Raw genomic sequence first — 14,567 nt, 5'->3', positions numbered from 1 at the left:
CATGAACTTACAAACTTCATTCGCTGCGCAACGACTTCACCGGGTTGGCCAGGGCCGCTTTGATCGATTGCACGCTTACTGTACACAAGGCAATGAGAACGGCAATACATCCTGCCGTTACGAATATCCAGGCATTGAGATGAATGCGGTATGCGAAATCGAGCAGCCACTGGTGCATGACCCAGTACGATAACGGGAATGCAATGAGACAGGCGATCATCACCAGTTTTATAAATTGTTTCGACAACATGCCGGTAACCTGCGTTACGCTGGCGCCAAGCACTTTGCGTATGCCAATTTCCCGGGCGCGTTGTTCTGCGGTAAAGATGGTCAGTCCGAATAAACCCATGCAGGCAACCAGGATGGTAAGCAGGGTAAATATTTGCAGAATGCGGCCGGTCTTTCGTTCGGCCGTATACGTCTTGTTGTAGAGCTCATCCATAAATGACCAGCTGAAGGGATCGATGGTATTGAATGTTTCCCATTGCTTTTTCATGGATGCCAGCAGGCTTTGAACGTCTTTTGTCTTTACTTTTACGATCAGGCCGGTTTCGGGGTTCAACACCATCAACAGCGGGGAAATGGCTTCATGTAATGACCGGAAATGAAAATCTTTCACTACGCCGATAACGGTATAGGCTGCATGTGGTCCACGGTCAGTGTGTTCCCTGAATATTTTTTTACCGGTTGCATTATTGCCCCAGCCAAAAGCGCGGGCGGCTGTTTCGTTGATGATCATGGCCTGCGAATCGGAAGGCATCGACGGTAAGAAATTTCTGCCCGTAACCATTTCCATCCCCAGCGTAGGAATATACCGTTCATCGATCCTGTATTCCAGCATGTTCATAAACTCGTTCTGCCTTCCTTCAGGGTAAGCCAGTGCATTGTTGTAAAAGCTGGGACCAGCGGGTTTGTAGCCCGACACGGTTACATTTTCAACACGCGGGTCGTTCAGCAACTGATCTCTGAACACTTTTTCTTTGTTGCCCAGCGTCCAGCTGTTGTTCACTACCAGCAATTGTTCTTTATCGTAACCCAGTTTAATGTTTTGAATGAATTGCATTTGTTTATACACTACAATAGTGCCGGTGATAAGACAAATGGCTATGAAGAACTGGAATACGATAAGACCGCTGCGTAAATTATATGTACCGCTGGTGTTGGTGAATTTTCCTTTGAGCGTAGCAATAGGTTTGAAGCTGGAAAGAAAGAAGGCGGGATACATGCCGGCCAGTATGCTTACCAGTAAACCAAGGAAGGAGAGGGCTGCCAGTGGTTTCAGTTGAAAACCGAAGTGGAGGTGCTTGCCCGAAAGTTCATTGAATACCGGCAATGCCAGTTGTACCAGCATCGCTGCTATGCCCAGGGCAATGAGGGTGATAAGCAGCGACTCGAGCAGGAACTGTTTTACGAGGTCTTTTTTTCGCGAGCCCAGCACTTTTCTCATGCCTACTTCTTTGGCGCGTTTGGCGGCGCCGGCCGTAGACAAATTGATGAAATTGATACAGGCGATAAGCAGCATAAAGATGGCCACCGCGCTGAAAATATAAATGTAGCGGATATCGCCGCCCGGTTCAAATTCGGTAGTGGAGTTGCCATACAGGTGAATGGCGGTCAATGGCCGCAGCTTAAAACCTATACTGTTGCCTTTTGTACGGAACTGTTCGAGGGTAAGGCCCATGTACTGTTTTATTTGCGGGCCCATATATTTTTCAACCATCCCCGGCAGTTTGGCTTCGAGTTTTTTATGGTCGTATCCTTTTTGTAATACCGCATAGGTAAAGTAGTTGGAGGTAAGCCAGGTATCGCCTCGTGCATCGGCATCGGTTGCCATAGAACCAAAGATGTCGAAGTGAAAATGCGAGTTGGAGGGAATTTTATCATACACCCCGGTAACGGTGAACGGCGGAGCGTCGCCGTTCTTTGAAAATTTGATCAGCCTGCCCAACGGGTTCTCCTTGCCAAAAAAGGTATGTGCTACCGCTTTGGAAATAACAAGCGAGTGGGGGGCAAGCAGGGCGGTGCCGGCATCGCCCTGCAGCAGGGGAATGCTGAAGACGTTGAAGAAATTGGAATCAACGTACACCAGGGAATTGCCGTCATATTGTTTTTCGTTCACCCATATGTGAGGGTTGCCCATGGTGCGGATCCGCGTCACTTCATTTACTTCGGGATAGTCTTTCTGTAATGTGCGGGCAACCGGCGGCATTACATTGGCTTCATTTATTTTCCCATTGTTGATACTGGCATTGAACTCTATACGGTAGATGTCGTTTGCTTTTGCATGAAACCGGTCGTAGCTCAGTTCATCCTGCACAAACAGCAGAATGATAAAACAAACCGCAATGCCGATCGACAATCCCAGTATATTGATGGCTGAAAAGCTTTTGTTTCGCAAAAAGCTGCGCCAGGCTATCTTGAAGTAATTTCTGAACATGCGTTCTGCTTTTCAATTTTCCCGGTAATTATTGATAGCGACGATAATGCTACGAGTTATTGTTCATTGGCATAATCGCCAGTCTTGTATTCATTATCACCACCTGTCCCGGCTTTAGTCGGGATTATCACATTGTTCTTATACCATGATGTTTTCCAAAACAGTTTGACCGTCGAGCATGCGAATGATGCGATGGCTGTAACGGGCATCGTGTTCACTGTGCGTAACCATGATGATGGTGGTACCCTGTTCGTTGAGGTCGGTAAGCAGGGTCATCACCTCGTTACCATTGCTTGAATCGAGGTTACCTGTAGGCTCATCGGCCAGAATAAGTTTGGGATTATTTACCACGGCGCGCGCTACGGCCACACGTTGTTGCTGACCGCCGCTCAATTGCTGGGGGTAGTGGTTGCGGCGGTGCATGATCTGCATTTTATCAAGCACCTCCTCCACGCGTTTTTTGCGATCGACCGATTTTACGCCGGTATAGATCAGCGGTAATTCAACGTTCTCAAAAACGGTGAGCTCATCGATAAGGTTAAAACTCTGGAAAACGAACCCGATATTATGCTTGCGTAATTCGGCGCGTTTGCGTTCATTGAAATTTGCCACCTCGATATTGTTGAAAAGGAAGCTGCCGGTATCGGGATCGTCGAGAAGCCCCAATATATTCAGCAGGGTCGATTTGCCGCAGCCTGATGGTCCCATGATCGCAACAAACTCGCCTTCTTTAACATCGATTGAAATTTTATTCAGCGCTACTGTTTCAACCTCTTCCGTGCGATAGATTTTTTCGAGATCCCTGATCTTTATCATGTGATGTATGGTTTGAAATATATAGTTGGTTAAAATTTATTAAGGTAGTGATGCATGGGCAACAGTTCTGCATCATCGAAGATCATGTTCCCCGGCGTGCCACACTTTCCCGGCAAGGCTGACAGTAAGTGCGGCGCACCGGCAGGTTGTTTGCCGGCATTGCCGGCACAACGAAGTCCCTTGCCACATTTGTTGGGCGAGGCAGATAAGCTGCCTGTAAGCAGCACGGCCAGTACAATGATGATCTTGCATTTCATGGTTGGTTGTTTTTCGTGAAACGTGAAACGGCAAATTACTCCTTCTTAAGCACCAGTTCCTGCATATTGCCATAATTCTCATAGCTGCTGGTAACCACTTTGTCGCCCGGTTTCAACCCTTCCAGCACTTCGTAATAATCGGGGTTCTGGCGGTTTAACTGAATGTCGACCTTATACGCCGTTTTTCCATCTTCGCTAACCTTAAAGATCCAGTTGCCGCCGGTTGTCTGGTAAAAGCCGCCCTTGGGCACCAGAATGGCTTCGGTTTCATCGCTCAGCGCCAGTAAGATCTGCAGCGTTTGACCGCGACGGATACCCTGCGGCGCTTCGCCTACCAGTTCGAGGTCGACCTGGAAACGGCCGCTTACCACCTGCGTGTACACTTTTTTTATCCTGAGTTTGTATTCTTTGTTCACCAGTGTAAACTTACCGGTTAAACCGGTAAAAACATTTGAGATATAATGCTCATCTATATCGGCCCTGATCTTGAAACCGCTGGCCGCATCTATCTGGCCCAGCCGGGTGCCGGCGCTGATGTTCTGGCCGATCTCGGCATCAAAAGAAGTGAGTTGTCCGCTGATTGGCGCTTTCACCACCAGGTCGCCCACTTTTTTCTTCATCAGTTCCAGCGCTTTTTTCATGTTCAGGTACGACTGCTCATTTTGCTGCAGTTGTATTTTGTTGGTGGCTGAATCCTGCCGCATAATGTCTTCCGTTAATTTTTTGCGGCGCAGCTGGTACTGGTAGGCGTTATCTGCCTGTTGGAATTCCTGCGAGCCGATGGCTTTTTGCGCATACAGTTTTTTATTCAGGTTGTATAAACGTTCGGCTTCTTTCAGCGCATTGTCAACCTCGGCCAACTGGTTCAGGCGCGCTACGGTATTTTGCTGGGCGTTATTACGGGCGATCTGCATTTGCGTCAATACATTGAACACGCTGGTTTCCTGGTTGGCAAGGCTCAGTTCGAGGTCGGGGTTGCTCAGTCGCAAAATGGGTTGTCCTTCCTGCATCATGGCGCCATCTTCTACGAACCGCTGCTCAACCCGGCCGCCTTCCTGTGCATCGAGATAAATAGAAGTTTGCGGTAATACGATACCGTTTATTGGAATGGTTACCTGGAAGGGGCCTTTTTTAACCTCACTGATGGTAATGCGCTCTGTATCTACATTCAACCGGCTTTTTCCGGAGGTGAAATAATAACTTGCCGAAATCAGCAAGGCGATCCCCACAATACCCCCGAGGGTGATGATCCGTTTAGAGGTCCATGTCTTTTTTGCGATGACTCTATCCACTGTATAATTTTTTTATTTGATCCTGTACGGTATGCCAATAACAATATGCCAGAATATAAGCCGGGTGATAACCAGTAAATTAGATCACCAATTGAGACAACCCTGTTCGCAACCAATACACAAACTGTTCGATTTTGATACAGTGGGCCGAAACAGCGGTTCTTTCATAAAAAATTGTTTGCCATGCCTTTGTATTTATGGTATAATTGTAGTTGCGATTGTTGCATCAATCTCCCGAAATTTATACTAAAGCTATGTTACTAAAGAATGCTACCATACTGGTAATCGATGATGACGTTGATGTGTTGACGGCGGTGCGGTTGCTGCTGAAGACCGAAGCAAAAGAGGTAGTAACGGAAAAGAACCCCGAGAACCTGCGGTGGCTGCTTTCGAAACAGCAGTTCGATGTGATCCTGCTCGACATGAACTTCAACAGTTCTATCAATACCGGCAACGAGGGTTTGTTCTGGTTGAAGAAGGTAAAGGAATTCAAATCAGAAGCCGCGGTTATTATGATCACCGCCTATGGCGATATCGACCTCGCGGTTCGTTCGCTGAAAGAAGGGGCTGCCGATTTTGTGGTAAAACCCTGGCATAACGAAAAGCTGATCATTACCATAAAGGATGCATTAAAAAGAAAGGAAGGCAAAAGCGCCACGCATATGATCCGCAGCAGTGATTCCATCATCGGCACCGAGCTACTGGGCGAATCGGAAGTAATGGCCGATATTTTTTATAAAATAGAAAAAATTGCACCTACCGATGCCAATATTCTGATCCTGGGCGAGAACGGTACCGGGAAGGACCTGATCGCAAAAGCCATTCACCAGCAATCGCTGCGGTCGAAGAAAGCCTATGTAAAAGTGGATGTGGGCGCGCTTACCGAAACCCTTTTCGAAAGCGAACTGTTCGGCCATAAAAAAGGTGCTTTTACCGATGCGCGGGAAGACAGGGTGGGACGGTTTGAAGCGGCGAACGGCGGAACCCTTTTTCTCGATGAGATAGGAAATATCAGTTTGCACCAGCAGGCGAAATTGTTGAGTGTTTTACAGAACCGGCAGGTGATCAGGCTGGGAACCAACGACCCGGTGCCGGTCGACATCAGGCTTATTTGCGCTACCAATGTGCCGCTGGCCGAACTGGCCAATGAAAACCGTTTCAGGAAAGACCTGATCTATCGTATCAATACGGTTGAAATTATGGTGCCGCCATTACGGAAACGCAGCAACGATATTGTTTTGCTGGCGAAACATTTCAGCCAGTTGTACAGCAACAAATACCTGAAACCGGTGATGGAGTTTGATGAAAAGGCGATAGAGAAGTTGTTAAGTTATCATTTCCCCGGCAACATAAGGGAATTGCAATATACCATAGAGCGGGCGGTGATCATGTCTGACGGGCATGTACTGCAGGCCAGTGATCTTATCTTTTCACCGATAGAATCGGGCTCGCCCAGGGAAAAAGAACCCGATGAACTGAACCTGAGCGCCGTTGAAAAGAACACCATTTTGCATGTTATTGAAAAGCATAATGGCAATATCACGCGTGCTGCAAAAGAACTGGGGCTTACCCGTACTGCTTTGTATCGCAGGTTGAGTAAGTATGATATTTAGTTGACGAGTTGATTAGTTAACGAGTTGACGAGTTGACAAGGGTTGGTTGAAAAGTTGATAAAGTTGATAAAGGTGACGCGTTGACGAGTTATTAATAAGGTTGAAAAGATGATACAGGAAACGCTGTTTATTTAGTGGGTGAAAATGTAATTTGGGGTCGTGAGTATAGGACTTTCACGTTTCACGTTTGCCGTTTCACGACTGGCAATTAGAACCCAAAACTTTAAATTTTAAAACATTAGCTTGTTCTATAAACGATTCGAGTGGCGCATTATCTTCCAGGTGTTATTGCTGTTTATAACCCTGGCCGTATCATCGTACCTGCTGGTGAAAGGTTATTACGTATATATGGTGGTGATAGCGCCGCTGATCATATACATTATTGCAGAAATGTACCGATTTCAGCGGAAAGCGCATGCCGAGCTGGACCAGTTTGTTGAATCTGTTCATTACCGTGATTTTTCCCGCTACTTCGATGTAAAACATGCACCGCTTGAACTGCAGCCTTTGCGTAAGGGTTTCAATGAGATCAATTCTACCTTCAAGGTAATGAGCAAGGAAAAGGAAACGCAGTTCCAGTACCTGCAAAAGATACTCGAGCTGGTCGATACCGGCATTCTCTCGTACCGCGAGCATAATGGCGAAGTGGTTTGGATGAATGAATCGCTGAAACGGATGCTGCATTTGCCCTACCTGAAAACGGTTCATTCGCTGGCCCGCCGCGATAACGAATTGTACCGTCAGGTGACCTTATTGAAACCGGGCGATACAACCATTGCAACAGCCCATACGGAGAAAAATTCATTTAAATTGTTCCTCTCGGCCACGGCATTTCAAACCGATGGCAGTAAGTTCAAGCTCATCGCTTTTCAAAACGTAAGCGAAGCGCTGGATGAAACGGAATCAAAGGCCTGGCAAAAACTGCTGAGCGTGATGACGCATGAGATCATGAATTCCATTGCGCCTATTTCCTCGCTCGCCGAAACGTTGAAATACCGGCTGCAGCAATTTGCCGAACGGCCCGAACTGGAATCCGGTTCTATGGACGATCTGGAACTGGGCATCGATACCATAAAAAGAAGAAGCGAGGGATTGCTGAAGTTTGCCGAAACCTACCGGAACCTGAACAAGATCACCACGCTGAATTTAAAGAACATATATGTACGCGATCTGTTCGAGAACCTGCATCACCTGATGCAGCCAACGCTCGATCAAAAGAACATCGAGCTGGAGATCGTATTGAAAGATCCCGATCTGCAACTGGAAGCAGATACTAACCTGCTTGAGCAGGTGCTTATCAACCTGGTGGTGAATGCCATGGAGGCGGTGAAGGAACGGCAGGAACCGCGGATCATATTATCGGCTTATTATGCCAACAATCATAGAACGGTAATAAAAGTGGCCGATAACGGCACGGGTATGCCCGAAGAGGTGGTCGACAAGATCTTCATACCATTCTTCAGTACCAAAAAAAGCGGCAGTGGCATTGGTTTAAGCCTTTGCAAACAAATTATGATGCTGCACAAAGGCAACATTCAGGTGCAGTCGGTAGAAGGGCAGGGCACTGCGTTTATGATGCAGTTTTAGTTAATGTGATAATTAGATAATCCCGACTAAAGCCGGGACAGGTGGTGATAACGGAATACAGACTCGCGCATGTTGAGATGAACCACTGCTTACAGCACTATTGCCGGCATTAATTCCATTGTGCAAATATGGCTTTTTACATACTCAACGTTACTCTTTTCGCCAGCCAGCTCTCTTTAACCGGCACCAGCCATTTATTTTCCAGTTCATCTTTTGTTTGCACCAGGTTGTTGAAGTAAATAGTATCCGGTGTAATGAAACTATTATCGATGGCGTATTGTAATTGCGCCAGGGGAAGCATTTGCACTTTGTCTTTTAATAAAAAGGCAAGGGTAGTGCGGTCGAACATATTTACTTTGAAAAGTTCTTCAATTTGCTTTATAAGGCGAACAGAGCTATCGGTGCTGCAGCCGCTGACACCGGTGGCGCGTTCATCGGCCATCAGCACTATGAACTGGCCAAAGAACAGGTTGCCATATCCTTTTACGGGGGCGCCATGCGAATTCCAGTTGGCCACAAAATTATTCAGCAGGTCTTCTATATGTAAGGCCTCGCTCAGCATAAACAACCGGCTGCTCTGGTAAACCCAAACTCTCGAATCTGCTGCAAAACCGGCAGGTATCAGTTCTTTGTAATTCTCTGTCATGTTGCAAATTTAATACAAAACGGTTACTTCATTGTATTACCATGAAAGAGAAAGAATGTTCGAAAACCAGGGAGAATAATAATTGGAATGGGGGAAAACAGGTCGTTTAGTGTTTCAACAAAATGGCAGCGTATAAACCGAGGATCATTATTACCAGCGTTATGAATGTGCCCATTAGCCATTTTTGCATCGAAATGGTATTGTCCTTTACTTCATTGCGCAAGGCGTGAACATCTTCTTTGGTTGCTAATATTTCAATTTTTGTATTCAACCCGTCTTTTATTTTTACATCAACATAATAAGTAAGGCATTCAGCTTCACTTCTTCCTATCTTCTGCGCCAACACTTCATACAGCTTCGTCAGGGTTACCTTTTCCATTTCAATAAGTATTTCAATGATAAGTGTTACCAAATATAATAAAAAGAATTAAAATATGACAGGATTTGATAAAAAAATTAGCAAACAGGTGCTTCAGGTCTGCTTAAATAAAAAGGTCTACCGTATTGATACACGATAGACCCTGTATAAGCGTTTTATTCTTTTCGCTGACCGTTACACATTAAACCTGAAGTGCATCACATCGCCATCCTTCACGATGTACTCTTTGCCTTCAATACGCAGCTTACCCGCATCGCGGCAGGCCGCTTCTGAACCATAGGTAATATAGTCGTTGTACGCGATCACTTCGGCTTTGATAAAACCTTTTTCGAAATCGGTGTGAATAACGCTGGCAGCCTGCGGTGCTTTCCAGCCTTCGTGGATCGTCCACGCACGAACTTCCTGCACGCCTGCGGTAAAATAGGTTTGCAGGTTCAGTAATTTATAGGCTGAATGGATCAAACGGTCCAGTGCAGGTTCTGTCATTTTGTATTCTTCCATGAACATTTGCTTGTCGGCGGGATCTTCCATTTCACTGATCTGCGCTTCAATGCTGTTGTTCATTATGATCACCTGTGCTTTTTCGTTTTTCACCGCTTCCTGCAGGGCTGCAGAAAATTTGTTGCCCGTGTGCATGCTTGCCTCGTCAACATTGGCCACGTACAGAACGGGTTTTTCGGTGAGCAGGAACAGGTCGGCAATGGCCGGGCGCTCTTCTTTGGTAAATTCCAGCTCCCTGATGCTTTTTCCCTTTTCGAGGTGTTCTTTACAACGTACCAGTACATCGTATTCCACTTTCAGTTTGGGATCGAGCCGGGCCTGTTTTTCAATGCGGCTCAGTTTTTTATCAACGCTCTCGAGGTCTTTCAGCTGCAGTTCTATATCGATGATCTCTTTATCGCCAACCGGGTTGATGGCGCCTTCGTCACGTAAAATATTTTCGTCCTCAAAACAGCGGATCACGTGAATGATGGCGTCTACCTCGCGAATATTGCCCAGGAATTTATTACCGAGGCCTTCCCCTTTGCTGGCGCCACGCACCAGGCCCGCAATGTCCACAATTTCAATCTGGGTAGGAACGATACGATCGGGGTGTACCAGTTCGGCCAGTTTTTTCAGCCGGGCATCAGGTACGTCAACCAGTCCCACGTTCGGATCGATGGTACAGAAACGATAGTTGCTTGCCTGCGCCTTGGCGCTGTTGCTCACTGCGTTAAATAAGGTTGATTTGCCTACGTTCGGTAATCCTACTATTCCTGCTTGTAAAGCCATTTTTAAAGTTTATTGTTTGTTGTTTATGGTTTGTGGTTGATCCTGTGCCGCGTAATTAACAACTATTAGCGGCCAACGCACAACTCAGCACCCGGTACTTAGAACTGTTTTCAGCGGCGCAAAGATAGGGTATTACCGGGTGATAAAATATGGCTGGATTCCTTTATCTTCAGCGCTTAATCTTATTCCCTTATGGCATTAAGTCGTATCTGGAGTGCCTTTATTATTGTTTCTATTTTAGTTGCTGGTATTCAATTCCTCACGAGTGGTCAAAAGCAGGTTTTCAGCTCAATGGTGGTGGGTAAACGGGGCGATTCGGTGCAGGTGAAGGAAATGCCCGTTTCTGCGGCTGAGCCTTCGCTGGCAGCGGCCCTCGATACCGTTGGCCGGGTAAAGCAGGGCGACCTCATTTACCGCCGGGAAGGGGATAAGGTGATGGCCGTACGGGTACAGGCGGCCAATGGCATTGTAGATACCTGCTGGGATGCGGTTGAACTTTGTCTTAAGCTGATCGGCATCCTGGCCCTGTTCATGGGTTTTATGAGCATTGCCGAAAGGGCCGGGGGCATCAACCTGTTGTCGCGCATCATTGGCCCGTTCTTCTCAAAACTTTTTCCTGAAGTGCCGAAAGGCCACCCCGCCATGGGGCATATGATCATGAACTTTTCGGCCAATTTACTGGGGCTCGATAATGCGGCCACGCCGTTTGGACTGAAGGCCATGCAAAGCCTGCAGGAGCTCAATGCCAGCAAAGAAGTGGCTTCCAATGCGCAGATCATGTTCCTGTGTTTGCATGCTGCCGGTTTCAACCTCATTCCCGTAAGCGTTATTGCCGTACGGGCGGCGCAACATGCAAGCGACCCTACCGACGTATTTCTGCCCTGTATGATCGTAACGTTCGTGGGCACCATGGTGGCCATGTTCATTGTATCGTTCAGGCAAAAGATAAACCTGCTGCAACCGGTTATTATAATGTGGATCGCCAGCATTTCTGCCGTAGTGGCGCTGCTGGTTTGGTACCTCACCACCCTCGACGCTGCCGGCGTGCAGTTCTTCTCGAGCGTGTTGAGCAATGGACTTATCCTGCTGGTGTTCCTGCTGATCGTGCTGGGTGCGGTGTATAAAAAGATCGATGTGTTCGATGCCTTTATAGATGGTGCGAAGAACGGTTTCGAGACCGCCATCCGCATCATTCCTTACCTGGTGGGCATACTGGTGGCGGTGAGCATGCTGCGTACCAGCGGCACCTTCGATGTGATCATGGAAGGCATCCGTAATTTTTTTGCTTTCCTTGGCGCCGATACCCGGTTTGTAGACGGACTGCCAACCGCATTGATCCGCCCGTTAAGCGGGGGCGCAGCCCGGGGTATGATGGTAAGCACCATGATGGCAAACGGTCCGGATTCATTCGCCAGCCGCCTTTCAGGCATTTTCCAGGGCGCTTCGGATACCACGTTCTATGTTATTGCGGTTTACTTCGGGTCTGTTTCCATAAAAAATACCCGCTATGCCATAGGCTCCATGCTGCTGGCCGACCTGGCAGGCGTTATTACCGCCATCATACTGGCGTACCTGTTCTTTGGCGGAAGCGTTTAGGGAATTTGATAATGTGATAATGGGATAATGTGATAATGGGATGATGGAAAAACCGGACGCCTTAACAACAAACAACAAACCACAAACCACAAACCACAAACCACAAACCACAAACCACAAACAGCTACCTACAAACCAGAAGGCCTATTTACTGAATAAGTTGCTCACCGTATATCAATTGTCCCTCCTTATCTACCCCCTGTATCACCAGCCTGAATTGTTTGCTGGTGTCGTTATTGAAAAAGCGAAAGCGGTATGTACCGTCTTTTGCCGGGGTGATCTTTCCATTCCAGTACAGGGTATGCCGGTTATCGGACCCCTGAATTTCCGGGTTTTGCGAATAACCGGTACTGTAAAACTGCCGTACTATGGCATAACCTTCCCGCTTTATTACGGTGTACGATTTTTCAAACGGCAGCTTATTGGCCGTTATGCCTTTTTTGGTGTACAAAGCGATAACGCCCTGTGAGGCGCCCAGCACCGCGCCTTCGTTCTTCAATACTTTTATCAGGGCCACATCTTCAACGGAAAGGGTGTTGATAATGTCCTTCGATACGTTTACCTCATTTAGATAATACGCAATGCCATTGGTTTGCATAACAATGTCGTTGCTGATGCCGCCGTCGGAGCTGCCGCCGGCATCAACGGTAACGTCTTCATTGCCCAAAGCATTGAAACGGTTAAAGGAAACTTTGGGATCGAAGGGATTGCCTTCTACCGTTACCCCGGGCACGGTTTGCTGTATGATCTGCCATATGGTGCGGGCGTATTTTGTTGCCGAAGGGTCAATGCTTTTGCCCATCAGGAACGGACCGCCGGCATATTCGCGGTTCAGCGAATCTTCCCGGTTTTGCTTCCTCGCAGTTACGGTTACTCCCTGTAATGTTTTCGCATTCTTAAAGGCAGCATTACCGGCCCCATTCATTTGCCCGTAGATGTATTTGCCCAGCGCATGTTTGTTTATTAGGTTAACGGTATCGAGATCGATGCCTGCATGGTACAACGATTGCTTCAGGGAATCGATATAGGCGGGGTTCAGCTTTACATCCACCACAAAATTCTCTTTTTTATTATTGGTGCCCATATAGGCTACCGCCGCACTTTTCATATAGTTTACATTGTTCAGCAGGAACTCGCCTTTATCGGTAAGGATAGCTTCGGCCAGCAGCGATGTTGAATCATCGCCCCTGATAATAAAACTCACCTTGCCGTCTTTCACCGGTTCCCTGCGGTCGCTTTTGGTTACCAGGCCACTGAATGTTATGGCGCTTTCAACCGGGTATTTCAACGTTGCGTAATCATTCTGCAAAATTCTTTTCCATTCAAAACGCCGCCAGCCATGGGTCATCAGCAACAGGTTGAGGTGATGCAGGGTTTGCGGCTCCTTATTCTTGAAATAATAACCGGGGTTGTTGATCTGGCCGGGAAGGTCGGTGGTAAGCAGTAACGAAGAGGCAATATTATCTTCCTGGTTAAGGGTAGTGCCGGCAATATCGCTTGTAACCAGGCAACTGAGGGTGGCGGCCCCAACATCGTTAACGGAAAAACTGAACTGGTTCCGGCCGCGTGCTTTTGTATTCAGCGTATCTGTAATTATGCGGGGGGCAATGAGTTGATAGTTTTCAATAAACACCAGCCGTTCGGCCAGCGGATTATTGCGTTCGTCGAACACCGTTATTTGCATAATGCCGGGCGGCAAATTCTTTTTGGGAATAGGTGCCGCCATTTGGCCTTCATCAAAATTCAACCCGGCTCTGAATACCACCTGGTGGTGCATTTGCGCAACCAGTTTTAACAGGCCATATTTTTCCTTATTCTTTTCAGCCCGGTTTAACAATACGAATACGCGGTTGGGGTTGGTATTTTCTACCCGCAAACCGATCCCTTCTTCTTTTACAACGGGTAGTTTATACTGTTCATTATTACCGTTGGCAATAGCCGCCGTATAGGTTTTTCCTGCTTCCACGTCCATTTCAAAAACACCCATGCCATCGTGTTCGGTAGCAAAACCGGCGGCTGCCCTGCCCGTGTTATCGGTTACTGTTCCCTGGATGGCAACCGGCCAGCCATTTTTATCGGTAGCTTTAAAGGCAATGCGGCTTTTGCTGCCGGCGATCAGTTCGCCGCCTTCGGGGAAGAACCGGATACTGATGCCCGGTTTGCCGGTTGTCGCTTTTTGATAGCTGCCGGAATTGTAAACAAAGATATGCCGGTGATAAACGAATTGCGGAAAGTTCAGCATCCAGAGCGTATACGCGTTCAGGGTATAGTTACCGCTTTCTATTTGTGCGGGCAGTTCCAGGTCGGCCGGCGTGCTTCCCAAACTATCCAGCTTGTACATTTTTTTGCTGATCACTTCACCCTGGCTGTTTACGAGATCAACATACAGGATGCGGCTTAAATAGGAAGGCGCACCGTCGAGGGCGCACCAGGCTTTCATCCAGATGGTTTCACCGGGGAAGTAATACGTTTTATCTGTTTGCAGAAAAACCTTTTCCTGCGGGTAGTTGTTTTTGAACGCCGCTAATGCAGCATCGGGCGAAGTGCCTGTCGTTTGCGCCGGCAGGTAATTAAAGGGAACGAATAGTAACAGTATGACGGATAGCGGTTTCATTGATGACGGCTTAACTGGTAAGTTGACTGGTTAACAGGTTACCCCGTTAGCCAGTCAA

Annotated in this window: 11 protein-coding genes; 3 read left to right on the top strand and 8 right to left on the bottom strand. The window is 47.4% G+C overall.

Annotation, left to right across the window (positions count from 1 at the left end; genetic code table 11):
* Positions 1-16: 16 nt before the first annotated feature.
* From A4R26_RS07650 to A4R26_RS07635, 4 genes are all read right to left on the bottom strand, one after another.
* Positions 17-2,437 (bottom strand): ABC transporter permease, encoded by a 2,421-nt coding sequence (locus tag A4R26_RS07650; protein WP_081163151.1) that lies wholly within the window; start codon positions 2,435-2,437, stop codon positions 17-19.
* Between the two features lie 138 nt (positions 2,438-2,575).
* Positions 2,576-3,253 carry an ABC transporter ATP-binding protein gene (locus tag A4R26_RS07645; protein ID WP_081163148.1) on the bottom strand — a complete coding sequence of 226 codons (678 nt, stop codon included), beginning with the start codon at positions 3,251-3,253 and terminating at the stop codon, positions 2,576-2,578.
* Positions 3,254-3,282: 29 nt separating this feature from the next.
* A complete protein-coding gene (locus A4R26_RS07640) occupies positions 3,283-3,510 on the bottom strand; it encodes a hypothetical protein (RefSeq protein ID WP_081163145.1) in 228 nt (75 codons plus the stop codon).
* Positions 3,511-3,545: 35 nt separating this feature from the next.
* Positions 3,546-4,802: an efflux RND transporter periplasmic adaptor subunit gene (locus A4R26_RS07635; RefSeq protein WP_081163142.1), complete on the bottom strand. Its 1,257-nt coding sequence runs from the start codon at positions 4,800-4,802 to the stop codon at positions 3,546-3,548.
* Positions 4,803-5,056: 254 nt separating this feature from the next.
* Here A4R26_RS07635 and A4R26_RS07630 point away from each other — a divergent pair, with 254 nt between their 5' ends.
* Both A4R26_RS07630 and A4R26_RS07625 read left to right on the top strand, forming a co-directional pair.
* On the top strand, positions 5,057-6,415 hold the full coding sequence (locus tag A4R26_RS07630; protein WP_081163138.1) for a sigma-54-dependent transcriptional regulator: 1,359 nt from the start codon (positions 5,057-5,059) through the stop codon (positions 6,413-6,415).
* A 243-nt stretch (positions 6,416-6,658) separates the two neighbouring features.
* Positions 6,659-8,002 carry a sensor histidine kinase gene (locus tag A4R26_RS07625; protein ID WP_081163135.1) on the top strand — a complete coding sequence of 448 codons (1,344 nt, stop codon included), beginning with the start codon at positions 6,659-6,661 and terminating at the stop codon, positions 8,000-8,002.
* A gap of 136 nt (positions 8,003-8,138) precedes the next feature.
* Here A4R26_RS07625 and A4R26_RS07620 read toward each other — a convergent pair whose 3' ends face one another.
* From A4R26_RS07620 to ychF, 3 genes are all read right to left on the bottom strand, one after another.
* Complete coding sequence (locus A4R26_RS07620; RefSeq protein WP_081163133.1) at positions 8,139-8,648, bottom strand: hypothetical protein; 510 nt, start codon at positions 8,646-8,648, stop codon at positions 8,139-8,141.
* A 106-nt stretch (positions 8,649-8,754) separates the two neighbouring features.
* Positions 8,755-9,027 carry a hypothetical protein gene (locus A4R26_RS07615; RefSeq protein ID WP_081163131.1) on the bottom strand — a complete coding sequence of 91 codons (273 nt, stop codon included), beginning with the start codon at positions 9,025-9,027 and terminating at the stop codon, positions 8,755-8,757.
* A gap of 174 nt (positions 9,028-9,201) precedes the next feature.
* Positions 9,202-10,299, bottom strand: a complete 1,098-nt coding sequence (gene ychF / locus A4R26_RS07610) for a redox-regulated ATPase YchF (protein ID WP_081163128.1) — start codon at positions 10,297-10,299, stop codon at positions 9,202-9,204.
* Positions 10,300-10,491: 192 nt separating this feature from the next.
* On the opposite strand from ychF, the gene A4R26_RS07605 reads away from it, so the two are divergent.
* Positions 10,492-11,895, top strand: a complete 1,404-nt coding sequence (locus A4R26_RS07605; protein ID WP_165760186.1) for a nucleoside recognition domain-containing protein — start codon at positions 10,492-10,494, stop codon at positions 11,893-11,895.
* A 148-nt stretch (positions 11,896-12,043) separates the two neighbouring features.
* Here the strand turns inward: A4R26_RS07605 and A4R26_RS07600 are convergent, their stop codons facing one another.
* Positions 12,044-14,509, bottom strand: coding sequence for an MG2 domain-containing protein (locus A4R26_RS07600; RefSeq protein ID WP_081163124.1), 2,466 nt, complete (start codon positions 14,507-14,509; stop codon positions 12,044-12,046).
* Positions 14,510-14,567 lie beyond the last annotated feature (58 nt).

It is taken from the genome of Niastella populi, from assembly GCF_002078015.1.
In the GTDB taxonomy this organism is placed as follows: Bacteria; Bacteroidota; Bacteroidia; order Chitinophagales; family Chitinophagaceae; genus Niastella; species Niastella populi.
This window is presented reverse-complemented; position numbering and strand designations above follow the sequence as displayed.